The organism is Aeromonas sp. S15(2024) (genome assembly GCF_041402265.1).
In the GTDB taxonomy this organism is placed as follows: domain Bacteria; phylum Pseudomonadota; class Gammaproteobacteria; order Enterobacterales; family Aeromonadaceae; genus Aeromonas; species Aeromonas dhakensis.
The window spans coordinates 109,460-125,644 of the sequence record NZ_JBGLQY010000013.1; the positions used below are offsets into that span (position 1 = coordinate 109,460).

Below are 16,185 nucleotides of genomic sequence, written 5' to 3' on the forward strand. Positions count from 1 at the left end.
TAGCTTTGAATTATCAGGAATTACCCCTGAGGGGATATATAAATAGACACTTGATTTGCATCAATCGCCCGCCCCTGCCGACTGGGTAGCCTAGCCTCAGAATGATGTTTTATTACTCCAAACTAGAGGCAATCATGAGCAAAGTCAGACTGGTCGTTGTGGGCAACGGCATGGTGGGGCACCGCTTCATAGAAGAGTTGATCGAGCGGGCTGAGCCGGGCCGCTACGAGATCACCGTCTTCGGTGCAGAACCCCGTCCCGCCTACGATCGCGTCCATCTCTCCTCCTACTTCTCCCACCACACCAGCGAAGATCTCTCCCTCGTCAAACCCGGTTTCTACGACAAGCACGGCATTCGGTTGCTGCTCGGCGAAGCGGTGAAAAAAATCGACAGGACCAACCGCGAAGTGCACTCCAACAAGGGCACCGTGGTCGAGTACGACAAGCTGGTACTGGCCACCGGCTCCTACCCCTGGGTGCCGCCCATTCAGGGCAGTCAGCACCACGAATGCTTCGTCTATCGCACCATCGAGGATCTGAAAGCCATCCGCAACGCCGCCAAGAGCGGCAAGAGCGGGGTGGTGATCGGGGGCGGCCTGCTTGGCCTGGAAGCGGCCGGTGCCCTCAAGGCATTGGGTCTCGAGACCCACGTGGTGGAGTTTGCCCCGGTACTGATGGCCGAACAGCTCGACGGCCAGGGCGGCCAGTTGCTGCGCCGCAAGATTGAATCCATGGGCGTGCAGGTGCACACCAGCAAGAGCACCAGCGAGATCCTGATGCATGGCGGCGAGCAGGCGAAACACCGCCTCGCCTTCGCCGACGGCAGCCAGCTGGAAGTGGACGTGGTGGTCTTCTCCACCGGCATTCGCCCGCAAGATACCCTCGGCCGCTACGGTGATCTCGCCATCGCCGAACGCGGCGGCATCGTCATCGACGATCACTGCCTCACCTCAGACCCCGACATCTATGCCATCGGCGAGTGCGCCGCCTGGCAGGGCCGCTTCTTCGGCCTGGTGGCCCCGGGCTACAAGATGGCCCAGATCACCGTCGACCATCTGCTTGGCGGCGACAGCCGCTTCGAAGGGGCGGACATGAGCGCCAAGCTCAAGCTGCTCGGCGTCTCCGTCGGCTCCATCGGCGATGCCCACGGCCGCACCCCGGGCAGCCACAGCTATGTGTTCCAGGACGACCAGGCCGGCGTCTACAAGAAAATCGTGGTAAGCGAAGACAACAGCCGTCTGCTCGGCGCCGTGCTGGTAGGTGACGTGGAGGATTACGGCAACCTGCTGCAGATGATGCTCAACGCCCTGCCCCTGCCGAGCCACCCGGACACCCTGATCCTGCCCGCCTACGCCGGTGCCAAGCCGACCCTGGGGGTGGATGCCCTGCCAGAGAGCGCCCAGATCTGCTCCTGCTTCGACGTCTCCAAGGGCGACATCGCCAAGGCCGTCGCCGAGGGTCACACCACGCTCGCCGCCATCAAGCAGCATACCAAGGCCGGTACCGGCTGCGGCGGCTGCGTGCCCCTCATCAGCCAGGTGCTCAACGCCGAACTGGTGAAGCAGGGCATCGAGGTCAACAACCACCTCTGCGCCCACTTCCCCCACTCCCGCCAGGAGCTGTTCCATCTGGTCAAGGTGGAGGGGATCAAGAGCTTCGACGAGCTGCTGGCCAGGCATGGTCAGGGTCATGGCTGCGAGGTGTGCAAACCGACCGTCGGCTCCATCCTCGCCTCCTGCTGGAACGACTACGTGCTGAGCCCGCTCAACACCCAGTTGCAGGACACCAACGACATCTTCCTCGGCAACATGCAAAAGGACGGGACCTACTCCGTCATCCCGCGCATGGCTGGCGGTGAGGTGACCCCGGAAGGGCTGCTGGCGGTGGCCGAAGTGGCCCGCGACTACAAGCTCTACACCAAGATCACCGGCGCCCAGCGCATCGGCCTGTTCGGGGCCCAGAAGGATGATCTGCCCGCCATCTGGCGCAAGTTGCTGGCAGCGGGCTTCGAAACCGGTCAGGCCTACGCCAAGGCGCTGCGCATGGCCAAGACCTGCGTCGGCAGCACCTGGTGCCGCTTCGGCGTGCAGGACAGCGTCGGCCTCGGGGTCTTCCTCGAGAACCGCTACAAGGGCATTCGTACCCCCCACAAGATGAAGCTCGGCGTCTCCGGCTGCACCCGTGAATGTGCGGAAGCCCAGGGCAAGGACGTCGGCATCATCGCCACCGACGCGGGCTGGAACCTCTATGTGGGCGGCAACGGCGGCATGAAGCCGCGCCACGCCGATCTGCTGGCTTCTGACCTCGACCGCGAGACCCTGCTCAAGCTGATCGACCGCTTTATGATGTTTTACGTCACCAGCGCCGACAAACTGCAGCGCACCTCGGTCTGGCTCGGCAACCTGGAAGGGGGCGTCGACTACCTGCGCGAGGTGATCGTCGACGACAAGCTGGGGCTGGCCGAGACGCTGGAGCGCGATATCCAGACCCTCATCGACAGCTACGAATGCGAATGGTCACGCACCCTCAACGAAGAGCAGGCGTTGCAGCGCTTCAGCCACTTCATCAACAGCGACAAGCGCGATCCGGACGTCCAGTTCGTCGCCGAGCGCGCGCAGCATCGACCGGCCACTCCGGCCGAGCGCATCCCCGTCTACCAGATCGAGGTGAAAACCCAATGATGAAACTTGCCTGCCAACTCAACGACATACTCCCTGGCACCGGCGTCTGTGCGCTCATTGAGGGTCGCCAGATCGCCCTGTTCCGCCCGAGCGCGGCGGCGGAGGTATTCGCCATCGACAACCGGGATCCCTTCTTCGCCGCCAACGTGCTGTCGCGGGGCATCCTCTGCGAACACGACGGCGAGCTCTGGGTGGCCAGCCCCCTCAAGAAGCAGCGCTTTCGCCTGAGCGATGGCCACTGCTTCGACAACCCCGCTATGTCGGTACAGAGCTACCCCATTGAAGTGCGCGACCAGCAGGTCTGGGTCGCCGTCTAACACCATGAACATCAGGGCTGCCCGCGGGCGGCCCTCTTGAAGGAAACAAAGATGTATACCGAAACCATCAACAAGTGCGCCGCCAACGCGGCCCGCATCAACCGCTTCGAGCGCAGCGACAAGCTTGGCTTCTGGCTCAGCTCCGCCATGGCGGGGGCCTATGTGGGCCTTGGCATCATCCTCATCTTCACCCTGGGCAACCTGGTGGATCCGAGCATCCGTCCGCTGGTGATGGGGGCCACCTTTGGCATCGCCCTGACCCTGGTCATCATCGCCGGCTCCGAGCTGTTCACCGGCCACACCATGTTCCTCACCTTCGGGGTGAAGACCGGCAAGATTTCCATGGTAGATCTGCTGCGCATCCTGCCCCAGACCTGGGCCGGCAACCTGCTCGGCTCCATCGCGGTGGCGCTGATCTACTCCTATGGCGGCAGCCTGCTGCCGGACGCGGGCAGTTTGGCCCACAAGGTGGCGCTGGCCAAGACCCAGGCACCGGCGCTGACCCTGTTCATGAAAGGGATCCTCTGCAACTGGCTGGTCTGCCTCGCCATCTGGATGGCGCTGCGCACCGAAGGGGCGGCCCGCTTCATCGCCATCTGGTGGTGCCTGCTGGCCTTTATCGCCTCCGGCTACGAGCACTCCATCGCCAACATGACCCTGTTCGCCCTCTCCTGGTTCGGCGCCCATTCCGAGGCCTACACCCTGGGCGGCATCGGCCACAACCTGTTGTGGGTGACCCTGGGCAACACCGTCTCCGGCGCCCTCTTCATGGGACTCGGCTACTGGTATGCCACCCCCAAGGCTGAGCGCCCGGTTGCCGTGACCGAAACCACCACCACTGCCAGCCAGACCCAAACCGCCTGATCAGGAGGCCCCATGGACTACTTGCCCATCTTTTGCCGACTCGACAACAAACCCGTGCTGATGGTCGGCGGCGGCGAGGTAGCGGAGCGCAAGGCGCGCCTGCTGCTGGATGCCGGTGCCCAGCTCACAGTCGTGGCTCCCGAGCTAGACCCCGAGCTGGCTGAACTGGCTGCCAACGGCAGCATCGAGTGGCTGGCCGGTGAATTCGCACCGGCGCAACTGGCGGGCAAGTGGCTGGTGGTGGCCGCCACCGATCGGCGCGAGGTGAATGCCCTGGTCTACCAGAGCGCCAATCAGGCGCGGATCTTTGCCAACGTGGTGGATGACCCGAAACGCTCCAGCTTCATCATGCCGTCGATCATCGACCGCTCGCCCCTGATGGTGGCCATCTCCTCCGGCGGCAAGGCGCCGGTGCTGGCCCGGCTGCTTCGGGAGAAACTCGAAGCCATGCTGCCCCAGCATCTGGGGGCCGTGGCGGCCTTTGCCGGCAGCCTGCGGGATCGGGTCAAGGCGCGCTTCGCCACCATGGGGGAGCGGCGCCGCTTCTGGGAACGGCTGCTCGGGGCGGATCGGCTCGGGCAAGCGCTGGCTCGGGGGGATAGAGCCTCTGCCCACCAGCTGGCCGACAACCTGTTTGCTGACGAGAGCCACACCGCTGGCGAAGTGGTGCTGGTGGGAGCCGGCCCCGGTGACCCAGGCCTGCTCACCCTGCACGCCCTGCGCCAAATGCAGCAGGCGGACGTGGTGGTCTATGACCGCCTGGTCTCCGACGAGGTGATGGCGCTGGTGCGCCGCGACGCCAAACGAATCTTCGTCGGCAAACAGGCAGGCAACCACTGCGTGCCCCAGGAGGGGATCAACCAGCTCCTGCTGGAGCAGGCGAAGAAGGGGCAGCGAGTGGTGCGGCTGAAGGGGGGCGATCCCTTTATCTTCGGCCGCGGCGGCGAGGAGCTGGAGACGCTCGTTGGTACTGGCATTGGCTTTCAGGTGGTGCCGGGGATCACCGCGGCCAGCGGCTGCGCCGCCTACGCCGGCATTCCGCTGACCCACCGCGATCACGCCCAGAGCGTGCGCTTCGTCACCGCCCACGGCAAAGGGGGCGCCCAGGATCTCGACTGGCCGCTGCTGTCCAAAGACAAGCAGACCCTGGTGTTCTACATGGGGCTTTCATCCTGCGCCACCATCCGCGAGCAGCTGCTGGCCCACGGCAAGGGGGGCGACACCCCGGTGGCGCTGATCGAGCGCGGCACCCAGCCGAGCCAGCGGGTCATTCGCGGCACCCTCGATCAGTTGCCCGAGCTGGCCATCGGCGTCGAAAGCCCGGCCCTTATAATGGTGGGCTCGGTGGTAACCCTGGCTGACTCCCTCGCCTGGTTCGGGCAAGGGGCTGCCACGGAGAGGGCGCTGGCTTCGGCCTGATATCACCTCATATGCAAACGCCACCCAGGGGTGGCGTTTCTTTTCCTGCATTTACTGTCATAACCTCTTGTTTTGAGTCTGGTATCCTATGGGGTGTGTCAGCCGGACCACCGAATTCAGGAATTCAGTTTCATGTCTCTCCCCGCCAAGAACAACGCCAAGCAGCGTGAACAGGACAGAGCCCGCATCCTCACCCTGCTGCTCGCCGACGACGCCCTCACCGACAGCCTGCTCGACCCGCAAGGGGAGCAGGACGCCGAACTGCGGAACCAGACCAGCGAGCTCACCCGACTGGTCAACAGCCTGCCCGCCGCCGATATCGCCGATGCGCTGGAGTCCCTGCCGCCGGACGAACGCCACGTACTGTGGCAACAGGTGGATGCGGACAAGCACGGCCAGATCCTGGTGGAGGCCTCGGAGACGGTGTGGGACAGCCTCATCAGCGGCATGAGCGACAAGGAGCTGCTGCATGCCCTGAGCACCCTCGACATCGACGATCAGATCTATCTGGGCCAGTACCTGCCCCGCAACCTGATGGGGCGGCTGCTCACCTCCATGGCTCCCATGGACAGGGATCGGGTGCGGGAGGTAATCCGCTACGGCAAGCACACGGTTGGTGCCATGATGGACTTCGACCTGGTGACTGTGCGTCCGGATGTGACCCTGGCTACCGTGCAACGCTACCTGCGCCTGCGCGGCCAGATCCCCGACAACACCGACAAGTTGTTCGTCATCGACCGGCGCAACCGGCTGCAGGGAGAACTGCCGCTCACGACCGTGTTGCTGCACAGACCCGAGACCCGGGTGAGCGACGTGATGGAGAAGGATCCGGTCACCTTCGATCCGGAAGACAACGATGAGGCGGCCGCCCGTACCTTCGAGCGGGACGATCTGGTCTCCGCCGCCGTGGTGGATGCCAGGGGCAAGCTGATGGGCCGCCTCACCGTCGCCGAGGTGGTGGATCTGGTCTATGAGGAGAGCGATACCGACCTGCGCCGGATGGGGGGGATCAGCGAGGAGGAGGACGTGTTCGCGCCCGTCTCCAAGGCGGTCAAGACTCGCTGGGCCTGGCTCGCCATCAACCTCTGCACCGCCTTCGTGGCATCGCGGGTGATCGGCCTGTTCGAGCACACCATCTCCCAGCTGGTGGCGCTGGCGGCGCTGATGCCCATCGTCGCCGGCATCGGCGGAAACACCGGCAACCAGACCATCACCATGATAGTGCGGGCGCTGGCGCTGCAGCACATCCAGACCGGCAACGTCTCCTTCCTACTGTGGCGCGAGCTGGGGGTGGCCCTGATCAACGGCCTGGTCTGGGGCGGCACCATGGGGGTCGCCACCTACATCCTCTATCAGGATGCGGCGCTGGGCGCCGTGATGACGCTCGCCATGATGCTCAACCTGCTGGTGGCGGCGCTGATGGGGGTCATCATCCCCATGACCATGAGCCGGCTGGGGCGCGACCCGGCGGTGGGCGCCAGCGTGATGATCACCGCCATCACCGACACCGGCGGCTTCTTCATCTTCCTGGGGCTAGCCACCCTGTTCCTGCTTTAATCCGGTCTGCAACAAAAAGGGAGCCTTCATGGCTCCCTTGTTCATTCGGTGCGGCCGCTATACCCGGTATTTGGCCACCGCCTGGTTGAGCAGCTTGGCCTGCTCGGTCAGGCCGTGACTCGATTTGGCGTTCTCCTCCGCCATCAGACTCGACTCCTGGGCGATGTCACGGATGTTGTTGACGTTGCGGTTCACCTCGTTGGCCACCAGGCTCTGCTGCTCGATGGCGGCGGCAATCTGGGTGCTCATGTCCATGATGTGGGTGACGTCCTGGGTAATCTGCTCCAGCAGTTCACCCGCCATGCTGGCCTGCTCCGAGCTGCTGTTGCCTTGCTCGCGGCAGGTCGCCATCATGCCCACTATGTTGCCGGTCTGCTTCTGCAGCGAGCTGATGATGCCGGCGATCTCCTGGGTCGACTTCTGGGTGCGGATGGCGAGGCTGCGCACCTCGTCCGCCACCACCGCAAAGCCGCGGCCCTGATCCCCCGCCCGCGCCGCCTCGATGGCCGCGTTGAGGGCCAGCAGGTTGGTCTGCTCGGCGATGCCGCGGATCACGTCCAGCACAGAGCCGATGGTTTCACTCTCCTGCTGCAGCTGGGCCACTTCGCGGGAGGAGTTTTCCAGGTTGTCGGCCAGGGAGCGGATCTGGCTGACGGTGTTCTCCACCGCACTGCGCCCCTCCATCGCCTTGTTGTTGGTGGTCTGGGCATTGTTGGCGGCCTGCTCGGTGTTGCGGGCGATCTCCTCTATGGTGGAGCCCATCTCGGTGGAGGCGGTCGCCACCATGTCGGTCTCCTGCAGCTGGCGAGCAGCCCCCTCGCTGGTGCGGCGGACGTTGCCTGAGAGGTGATCCGCCGCCTCGGTCAGGGTGTGCACGCTCTGCTTCACGTCGCCAATAAGGTGGCGAAAGCCCCCCAGCATGACGTCCAGATTGCTCGCCAGCTGCGCCATCTCGTCTGCCCCCTGCAGCTCAATCTTGAGGCGCAGGTCGTTATCCTGCCGGATGCGGTTAACGGTGTCGTTCACCCGCGAGATGGGGCGGTCGATGCTGCGACCCAGCAGCATGCTCATGATCCCCATCAGCACTATGATGACGCCACCACAGACCAGCATCAGGGTATTGAGCCGCGAGATCTGCCGTACCAGTTCGTCTGCGATGTGCTTGTCGACCGCGGCGAACCCTTGCTCGGTCTGGTGCACCAGATCCCGCATCTGGCTGCGCAGCCCTTCCCCCTCATTCAGCCCCAGCACCTGCATTCCCTGCACCAGGGCGATGAAGTCCTGCTTGTACTGCTCGCTGGCCTGCTCCAGCTTGCCGCGTTCAGCCTCCGGCAAGGTTGCGAGCCGCTGCTGGAAATCCATGTGCAGGGTCTGGAAGCGCTCCAGATACTGGATGTCGGAGCGCAGCATGAAGTCTTTCTCCGCCCGCCGCAGCTGCAGCATGGTGATGAGCAGTCCTTGCTCATCCAGCTGCTTGAGCCCCTCCTCCACCTCGTGCACCGCCGTCCGCAGGCGACCGTAGAGTCCATCCTCCGGCCCCAGCCCGATCTTCTGCTGCTGGACCACCAGCTCGTTGAAGGCCTTGCCATAGGCCTCCATCTGCTGATCCAGCATGGTCAGCTCGCCCTGCACGGCACTCAGGTTGTCCTCCTGGCTCAGGGTCTGGTTGAGCCGGTGAAAGTCAGCCAGCACTTCATTGAAGCGGGCAACGAAGGTCGGATCCTTGCGGATCAGGAAGTCTTTCTCCGCTCGTCGCAGGTTGAGCATGGCGATCTCGAGGCTGTCCACATTGCGCTGGGCCTCGGTCAGATGGCGACTCACCTGGTTGGAGTAGAAAAACAGGCTGCTCAATACCAGCATGGCTACGGCGACCAGCGCGGTATTCAGGATCAATTTATGACGGATGAGCACGATGAACCTCTCACAAACATGGGGTGGCATGCATTGAGCTTATGCAGAAAACGTTATCCCTGTTGTTGTTCAAGGAATATTCATTGAAATGCCAGTCCCACTCCTTATACTGGATCCCACCTGTTTCCAGCGGTGGATTTGACACAATGGAATACAACACTTCAGAACTGTGCGACATCTATCAGGACATGGTGGATGTGCTCGAACCCATGCTCTGCTCCTTCGGCGGCCGCGCCTCCTTCGGCGGCGTCATCACCACAGTCAAATGCTTCGAATCGAACGGCCTGATCCGTGAACTCGTCAAAGAGAACGGCGTTGGTCGGGTACTGTTGATCGATGGCGGCGGCTCCATGCGCCGTGCCCTGATCGACAGCGAGATCGCCACCACGGCGGCGGAGAACGAGTGGGAAGGGATCGTCTGCTACGGCTGTGTGCGCGAGGTCGACATTCTGGAAGATCTGGATATCGGCATTCAGGCGCTGGCGGCCATTCCGGTGGGAGCCGACAGCAAGGACGTAGGCGAGACCGATCTGCCGGTCAACTTCGGCGGCGTCACCTTCCTGCCGGACGACCATCTCTACGCCGATACCACAGGGGTGATCCTCTCCCCCGATGCGCTCGACATCGAGTAAGCAGAGCAGAGTGAAAATGGGAGCCAAGGCTCCCATTTTTTATGCCCGCGTGCTGCCGGACGCGGACAAAAAAAGAGGGCCAGTAAAAACTGGCCCCTTAACTGGAAGCAATGTGAGCAATGTCGTGCCTTCACAAGAAGTCCATCACGTTGGAACGAATGAAGTCTTTCCCGGAAAACAAGGTAACAATAATCATTCTCATTTAACTAAGCAACCCTTATTTGCCATAAATGCAAAAAAATTGACCACCCCGAAGGGTGGTCAATGTCGTCAGGCTTGCCGTGTGGCCGTTTGCAGGCCACTCAAACCAGCCTCGCCCACCAGCTTGCGGCTGAGATAACGCAGTAGCACGCCGTAGAGCGGCACAAACAATCCCAGGCTTATCAGCAGCTTGAACACGTAGTCCACGGTTGCGATCTCGACCCAGTGCTCGGCCATAAAGGGATCCGTGCTGCGCCAGAAGGCGATGGTGAAGAAGGTGATGGTATCCACCAGATTGCCGAACAGGGTGGAGGCCGCCGGTGCCACCCACCAGGCTTTCAGCAGCCGCAGCCGGTTGAACACCACCACGTCCATGAACTGGCCCACCAGATAGGCCATAAAGCTGGCCAGGGCGATACGTGCCACGAACAGGTTGAACTCGGCCAGATTGCCAACGCCCTGGAAGCTGCCCTCGAAGAACAGCACCGACAGCGCATAGGAGATGGCCAGCGCCGGCAACATCACGGTCTGGATGATCTTGCGCGCCAGGCCGGCACCGAAGATCCGCACCGTCAGATCGGTGGCCAGAAAGATGAACGGGAAGCTGAAGGCACCCCAGGTGGTATGGAAGCCGAAAATGGTGATCGGCAGCTGCACCAGATAGTTGCTGCTGGCAATGATCAGGATGTGGAACAACGAGAGGCGCACCAGCGCCGTCTGGTGCTGAGCAGGGGTCAGATTCATATTGTGACCTTTTTGGTTAATGGGGTTAGGGAACCCATACCGCCACCATTGGCGATAATTGAGGGGCGAGATTATACGCCCCCAAATTGATAGTTCAATCTTTATGCGGTGGGTTGAGGCTGCGGCGCCTGCTCAGCCCTGATGCTGGCGGGCCAGCCAGAGCAACACCTCGGCATCGACCGGCTGCTCCGCCGCCAGCCAGCAGCCGCTGTAGTGTTCGTACTCGAGCCGAAAGCGGCTCCCCTCGAATTCCAGCAGCCAGCTGTGACGATCGGCGCCACACTCACGCTCGAGCGCCACCAGCTCCCACTCCTGCAACAGGGCATCAGCCAGGGTTGGAAAACTGTCCCAGTCGAGCGCAGGGTGCTCCAGCGTCACCACCCCGGCCTCCCTGTCTATCTGCGTGACACGCCAGTTCATCGGCTGCTCCTCAACTGCTGCAAGAGAGCTCGCCACCGCAATACCATGCGGGGGACGGAGTGGCGAGATCCTCGTACTCGGGTTGTTCATCATAGGGATGCTGCAGGGCCGCAAACAACCGCTCGAACGGCGCCATGTCTCCTCGCTCGGCAGCCTCGATCACCCGCTGGGCCAGCGCGTTGCGCAGCACATACTTGGGATTGACCGCATCCATCTGCCCCTTGCGTACAGCATCCTCGCTCCCCTCTCGGGCGAGGCGCGCCCGATAGGCCTCAAGCCACCCTTGCCAGGCGGCAGGGTCGGACAGCAGGGCCAGCAGGCTGGCGGGCCAGTCGCCCTGAGCGGTAAGCGCCCCCAGCCGACGCAGGAACAGGTGGTAATCTACCTTGTGCGCCGCCAGCAGCCTGAACAGCTCGCGAAACAGCGCCGGATCCTCCTCTTCCCACACCGCCAGCCCCAGCTTGGCCCGCATCAGCTCGGAGTAGTGCAGCATCAACTGGTGTTCGTACTGGGCCAGGGCCGACGCCAGCGCGTCGCCATCGACGTGACCGGCCAGCGCCTGGGCCAACTTCTGCAGGTTCCAGTAGCCAACCGCCGGCTGCTGATCCAGCGCATAACGACCGCCCGGATCCGAGTGGTTGCAGACAAAGTCCGGCACATAGGCATCGATGAAGCCGTAGGGGCCGTAATCCAGGGTCAGCCCGAGCAGCGACATGTTGTCGGTGTTCATCACCCCGTGGCAAAAACCTGCCGCCTGCCACTTGGCGATGAGCCGCGCGGTGCGGCGCACCACTTCGGCAAACAGCTCGGCCCCGTTCGCAAGCTCCTGGAAATGATGACGCAGCGCATAGTCGATGAGGGCCGGGATCTTCTCCCCCTGCCCGCTCCAGGCGAAATACTCGAAGTGACCGAAGCGCAGATGACTCGGGGCGGTGCGCAGTACAGTCGCGCCTGTCTCCACCTGTTCGCGGTAAACCGGCTCCTGACTGCCCACCAGCACCAGTGCCCTGGTGGTGGGGATGCCGAGGGCATGCAGCGCCTCGGAGGCCAGGTACTCGCGGATGCTGGAGCGGAGCACGGCACGCCCGTCGCCGAACCGAGAGAAAGGGGTCTTGCCCGCCCCTTTCAGGTGCAGGTCCCAGCGGCTGCCATCCGGTGCCTGCTGCTCACCCAGCAGCAGGGCACGGCCATCACCGAGACGCGGGCTGTAGCCGCCGAACTGATGGCCCGCATAGACCTGGGCTACCGGCTGCATGCCGGGCAAGGGCTGGCCATGACCACAGCAGGCCAGCCAGTCGGCATCGCTCACCGCCCCCAGCTCCAGCTCACCGAGCAGCGCACGGTTGAGGTGCAGCAGGCCGGGGGCATGCAATGGTTGGGGGGCGACGGGCTCACAGGCCCAGGGCAGTTCGGTGGCAAAAGTGTTGATCAGCTTCATGGTGGTGCGGTTCGTCCCTGCGTATGCTCGTGTCACTCTTTATACCGCCGTCGGCCAGCAGTGGCTAACGGGCGATGCGCTATTTCATTTCAAGGAGAAGAAGATGCAAAGATGGTTGGGCGCCCTGCCCCTGTTGCTGTTATTGTCGGGGCCGGCCCAGGCGGCCGATGTCGAGGCTGGCAAGGCCAAGGCTGCGGTATGCGCCGCCTGTCATGGGGCCGAAGGGAGAGCCCTTGTCCCCAACTATCCCCATCTGGCGGGACAAAACGCCGCCTATCTGGTGAAACAGCTGAAGGCTTTCAAGGATGGCTGCCGCAAGGAACCTTTGATGGTGCCCTTCATGGCGCCGCTCACCGAAGCAGACATGGAGAACCTGGCAGCCTATTACGCCAGCCTGAAATAATTCACGGCGTCCGGCCAACGGGCGCCATTCCCCTGATGTGCCGCCCAGGCCTGAGTCTGCCGGGTCGGTGACGCCTTGCTAATCTCCCCTAGCGGCGGCAGTAGTCGATGATCAGGTCCATAAAGGCTTCGCCGAAGCGTTCCAGCTTGCGGTGACCGACGCCGTTGATCGCCAGCATCTCGTCTTCCGTCATCGGCATGAATCGCCGCTGACCCCATCTCCACCAGGGTCGATCCTACCGACGGCAGTAGTCGATGATCAGGTCCATAAAGGCTTCGCCGAAGCGCTCCAGCTTGCGGTGACCGACACCGTTGATCGCCAGCATCTCGTCTTCCGTCATCGGCATGAGCTGCGCCATCTCCACCAGGGTGGCGTCGTTGAACACCACGTAGGGCGGCACCTCTTCATCCTCGGCGATCTGCTTGCGCAGGGCGCGCAGCTCCTTGAACAGCCGCTTGTCATAGTTGGCGTTGTCGAGCAGGCCGTTGCGCTTCTCCTTGCGACTGGAGATGGGCTGCAGGCGGGGTACCGCCAATTCCAGCTTCACCTCGCCGCGCAGCACGGGGCGGGCCGCCTCGGTCAGCTGCAGCACCAGGTTGCGGGTGATGTTCTGGGTCAACAACCCTTTGTGGATCAGCTGGCGGATGACGCTCATCCAGTACTCGTGGCTCTGATCCTTGCCGATGCCGTAGGTCGAGAGCTTGTCGTGGCCGTGATCCTTGATGCGCTGATTGAGCGAACCTCGCAGCACCTCCACCACATAGCCCACCCCGAAGTTCTGACCCACCCGCCAGACGCAGGAGAGCGCCTTCTGGGCATCTTCGGTGCCGTCATAGCTCTTGGGCGGATCGAGGCAGATATCGCAGTTGCCGCACGGCTTGTCGTTGTACTCGCCGAAGTAGTTGAGCAGCACCTGACGGCGGCAGGTCTGCGCCTCGGCGAAGGCCGCCATCACGTTGAGCTTGTACTGCTCCACCTGCAGCTGCTGGGGGTTTTCGATGTTGTCGAGCAGCCGGCGCACCCGCCCGATGTCGGCGGGATCGTAGAGCAGCAGCGCCTCGGCGGGGGTGCCGTCGCGCCCGGCCCGACCGGTCTCCTGATAGTAGGATTCGATGTTCTTCGGGATGTCGTAGTGCACCACGAAGCGCACGTTGGGCTTGTCGATCCCCATGCCGAACGCCACCGTCGCCACCACTATCTCGATGTCATCCTTGAGGAAGGCCTCCTGGGTCTGCTGGCGCAGTTCGAGGGGCAGGCCGGCATGATAGGGAGCTGCCTTGCAGCCGTGACGGGAGAGCCGCTCGGCCACCTCCTCCACCCGGTTGCGGCTGGAGCAGTAGACGATACCGCAGTTACCCTTCTGGCTCTGCACGTAGCGCAACAGCTGCTCGGCCGCCTTGAACTTCTCCACCAGGCTATAGCGGATATTGGGCCGGTCGAAACTGGCGGTGTGGATAAAGGGATCGTTCAGTTCCAACCGGTGCAGCATGTCGCTGCGGGTCGCCTCGTCGGCGGTGGCGGTGAGCGCCACCACGGGCACCTGGGGGAACCACTGCTTGAGCCGGCCCAGCGCCGCATACTCCGGCCGAAAATCGTGTCCCCACTGGGAAACGCAGTGCGCCTCGTCGATGGCGAACAGGCCGAGCGGCAGCTCCGCCAGCCGGTCCATGAATTCGTGCTGCAGCAGGCGTTCGGGAGAGACGTAGACGATTTTTATCTCGCCGCGCCGCATGGCGGCAAAGTTCTGGATCATCTCCTCCCGGCTCAGGGCCGAGTTGATATAGACCGCCGCCACGCCGTTGGCGCGCAGGCTGTCCACCTGATCCTTCATCAGCGAAATGAGGGGAGAAACGACCACCCCGAGCCCGGGCCGCAGCAGCGCCGGGATCTGGTAGCAGAGCGACTTGCCGCCGCCGGTGGGTTTGAGCACCAGCGCATCGCGCCCCGCCACTATCTGCTCGATGATCTCGAGCTGACCCGGCCGAAACTGCTGATAGCCGAACACCGCCTGCAACAGGGCAAGGGGGTTCTCTGGCTGAGGGTCAGGCAGGGTTTCGGCAATGACGGTCATGGGCTCTCCTTTGGGGTCGCCATTCTAAAGCAGCCGCCGCCCACAATAAACCTGCCATTGCGACTGTTAAGGAAGTGTTGCAGACTGGCTGGAGTTTTTACTCGGCTATGCCGACAGGGATTGGACTCAAGGAATGAAACAGATGCTCAAGAAGATGGCGCTCAGTGGCATTGCCAACCTGTTCGCCGAGAGGATGCCCTTCAACAAGCTGATCGGCATGCAGGTCACCCACTACGACTTCGACAAGGTGGAGCTGCGCATCAAGATGGAGGAGAAGCTGATCGGCAACCCCTTCCACAACATACTGCACGGCGGCGTCACCGCCAGCCTGCTCGACGTGGCCGGCGGCATGATAGTCGCCGCCTCCTGCATCGACGAGCTGGAAGACTTCTCCCCCAGCTATCTCAAGGAGCGCTTCTCCCGCCTCGGCACCATCGATCTCCGGGTCGACTACCTGCGACCGGGGCGCGGCAACGAGTTCATCGCCACCGCCCACATCATCCGGGCCGGCAGCAAGGTCGCGGTTGCCCGCATGGAGCTGCACAACGAAGAAGGGACTCATATCGCCTTCGGCACCGGCACCTATCTGGTGGGCTGAGCCAGCCTATTGCATAAAAACCACGCTGCTAATCTGATTTTAATCATTAGAAACCTTACCCCCTCTGCCGCCACCAGGTTCATACTGAAAGTCGGGATTGTGTGCAGAGGGAGGATTGCAGGCGATGAGTGCGAAACTGGCCACCAAACCATCCAGAGCCTTGTTGAGGCAGCTCGAGTCCATGCTCGACGAGGTGCAGACACCCGAGTGTCGCCACTGGCTGGAACAGGAGCTTGAGGGATACTCTCTCTGTTCGCCCCTGCCTTGGTATCGCATCATAGCCTGTCGGCAACGCGGTCACTTCTTGGATCTGAAGACGGGAAAATACCTGACCTGTCACATCAACAGTCAAACGCTAAGCCAACGCGATCTGGCCCAGATTCAGTTCATCTATGCCCGTGAACCCGCCGCCCACTATTTGCTGCAACGCAATTCCGGTATTGAGCCCTGGCCAGAACAGCTGCTGGAAGATTATCAGGAGCAGCTGATCCCTGGCCATCTGTGCCTGCAAGCCTGGCATGAGCCCGTGTCTTCATTACGCGAACAACTGATGGAGGGAATAGAACATTTCATTAGTGAGTACCCCAAGCACGCGGCCTTGCAACCTCAACACAGCTTCAAGGCATTGCGGCATCAGCACTGGCATATCTAACAGGCGCCTGGCGCGCAAGGAGGGCACCATAGACAGAACCCAACGAGAGATTGCCACAATCTAGAGTGCCGGAGTCAGGATCAGACTCCACCCTGGGCCACCGAGCGGTGGCCCTTTTATTGTCAGGTTGTCTTGCACAGAACAACCCAACAAACGAGACAGCGAGGCAGGAAAGCAGGAAAGCAGGAAAGCAGGAAAGCAGGAAAGCAGGAAAGCAGGAAAGCAGGAAAGCAGGAAAGCAGGAAAGCAGGAAAGCAGGAAAGCAGGAAAGCAGGAA

The 16,185-nt window shown here is 62.6% G+C and carries 16 protein-coding genes; 9 read left to right on the forward strand and 7 right to left on the reverse strand.

Going from position 1 to position 16,185, the window contains the following annotated elements; genetic code table 11:
- Window positions 1-134: 134 nt before the first annotated feature.
- The 5 genes from nirB (at window position 135) to mgtE (ending at window position 6,838) form a co-directional block, all read left to right on the forward strand.
- Window positions 135-2,681, forward strand: coding sequence for a nitrite reductase large subunit NirB (nirB, locus tag ACB033_RS20125; RefSeq protein WP_162519805.1), 2,547 nt, complete (start codon window positions 135-137; stop codon window positions 2,679-2,681).
- Entirely contained in the window at window positions 2,681-2,998 is a 318-nt protein-coding gene (nirD, locus tag ACB033_RS20130) for a nitrite reductase small subunit NirD (RefSeq protein WP_139724450.1), read from the forward strand. Before nirB ends, nirD begins: the two co-directional genes overlap by 1 nt.
- A gap of 51 nt (window positions 2,999-3,049) precedes the next feature.
- On the forward strand, window positions 3,050-3,862 hold the full coding sequence (gene nirC, locus ACB033_RS20135) for a nitrite transporter NirC (protein WP_139724416.1): 813 nt from the start codon (window positions 3,050-3,052) through the stop codon (window positions 3,860-3,862).
- Window positions 3,863-3,874: 12 nt separating this feature from the next.
- Window positions 3,875-5,281 (forward strand): siroheme synthase CysG, encoded by a 1,407-nt coding sequence (gene cysG, locus ACB033_RS20140; protein WP_139724418.1) that lies wholly within the window; start codon window positions 3,875-3,877, stop codon window positions 5,279-5,281.
- 132 nt (window positions 5,282-5,413) lie between these two features.
- Window positions 5,414-6,838 carry a magnesium transporter gene (gene mgtE / locus ACB033_RS20145; RefSeq protein ID WP_041203041.1) on the forward strand — a complete coding sequence of 475 codons (1,425 nt, stop codon included), beginning with the start codon at window positions 5,414-5,416 and terminating at the stop codon, window positions 6,836-6,838.
- Between the two features lie 57 nt (window positions 6,839-6,895).
- Here the strand turns inward: mgtE and ACB033_RS20150 are convergent, their stop codons facing one another.
- The gene (locus ACB033_RS20150) at window positions 6,896-8,749 is read right to left on the reverse strand and encodes a methyl-accepting chemotaxis protein (RefSeq protein ID WP_139724419.1); all 1,854 of its coding nucleotides are present in this window, start codon (window positions 8,747-8,749) and stop codon (window positions 6,896-6,898) included.
- Window positions 8,750-8,895: 146 nt separating this feature from the next.
- On the opposite strand from ACB033_RS20150, the gene rraA reads away from it, so the two are divergent.
- A complete protein-coding gene (gene rraA / locus ACB033_RS20155) occupies window positions 8,896-9,381 on the forward strand; it encodes a ribonuclease E activity regulator RraA (RefSeq protein ID WP_005306574.1) in 486 nt (161 codons plus the stop codon).
- Between the two features lie 270 nt (window positions 9,382-9,651).
- On the opposite strand, the gene ACB033_RS20160 is transcribed toward rraA, so the two are convergent.
- The 3 genes from ACB033_RS20160 to ACB033_RS20170 form a co-directional block, all read right to left on the reverse strand.
- Window positions 9,652-10,326: a 7-cyano-7-deazaguanine/7-aminomethyl-7-deazaguanine transporter gene (locus tag ACB033_RS20160; RefSeq protein ID WP_010635778.1), complete on the reverse strand. Its 675-nt coding sequence runs from the start codon at window positions 10,324-10,326 to the stop codon at window positions 9,652-9,654.
- Between the two features lie 132 nt (window positions 10,327-10,458).
- The gene (locus tag ACB033_RS20165; RefSeq protein ID WP_162519806.1) at window positions 10,459-10,746 is read right to left on the reverse strand and encodes a DUF3630 family protein; all 288 of its coding nucleotides are present in this window, start codon (window positions 10,744-10,746) and stop codon (window positions 10,459-10,461) included.
- 10 nt (window positions 10,747-10,756) lie between these two features.
- A complete protein-coding gene (locus ACB033_RS20170) occupies window positions 10,757-12,184 on the reverse strand; it encodes a YdiU family protein (RefSeq protein WP_139724423.1) in 1,428 nt (475 codons plus the stop codon).
- A 103-nt stretch (window positions 12,185-12,287) separates the two neighbouring features.
- On the opposite strand from ACB033_RS20170, the gene ACB033_RS20175 reads away from it, so the two are divergent.
- Window positions 12,288-12,587, forward strand: coding sequence for a c-type cytochrome (locus ACB033_RS20175; protein WP_139724425.1), 300 nt, complete (start codon window positions 12,288-12,290; stop codon window positions 12,585-12,587).
- Between the two features lie 88 nt (window positions 12,588-12,675).
- Here the strand turns inward: ACB033_RS20175 and ACB033_RS20180 are convergent, their stop codons facing one another.
- Both ACB033_RS20180 and recQ read right to left on the reverse strand, forming a co-directional pair.
- A complete protein-coding gene (locus ACB033_RS20180) occupies window positions 12,676-12,786 on the reverse strand; it encodes an HRDC domain-containing protein (protein WP_080631854.1) in 111 nt (36 codons plus the stop codon).
- A 36-nt stretch (window positions 12,787-12,822) separates the two neighbouring features.
- A complete protein-coding gene (recQ, locus tag ACB033_RS20185) occupies window positions 12,823-14,658 on the reverse strand; it encodes an ATP-dependent DNA helicase RecQ (protein WP_017781229.1) in 1,836 nt (611 codons plus the stop codon).
- 133 nt (window positions 14,659-14,791) lie between these two features.
- On the opposite strand from recQ, the gene ACB033_RS20190 reads away from it, so the two are divergent.
- Entirely contained in the window at window positions 14,792-15,256 is a 465-nt protein-coding gene (locus ACB033_RS20190) for a thioesterase family protein (protein WP_029306122.1), read from the forward strand.
- 124 nt (window positions 15,257-15,380) lie between these two features.
- A complete protein-coding gene (locus ACB033_RS20195) occupies window positions 15,381-15,908 on the forward strand; it encodes a hypothetical protein (protein ID WP_005306599.1) in 528 nt (175 codons plus the stop codon).
- A 60-nt stretch (window positions 15,909-15,968) separates the two neighbouring features.
- Here ACB033_RS20195 and ACB033_RS20200 read toward each other — a convergent pair.
- Window positions 15,969-16,185 (reverse strand): hypothetical protein (locus ACB033_RS20200; RefSeq protein ID WP_371140718.1); only part of this gene is annotated, 217 nt, incomplete at its 5' end.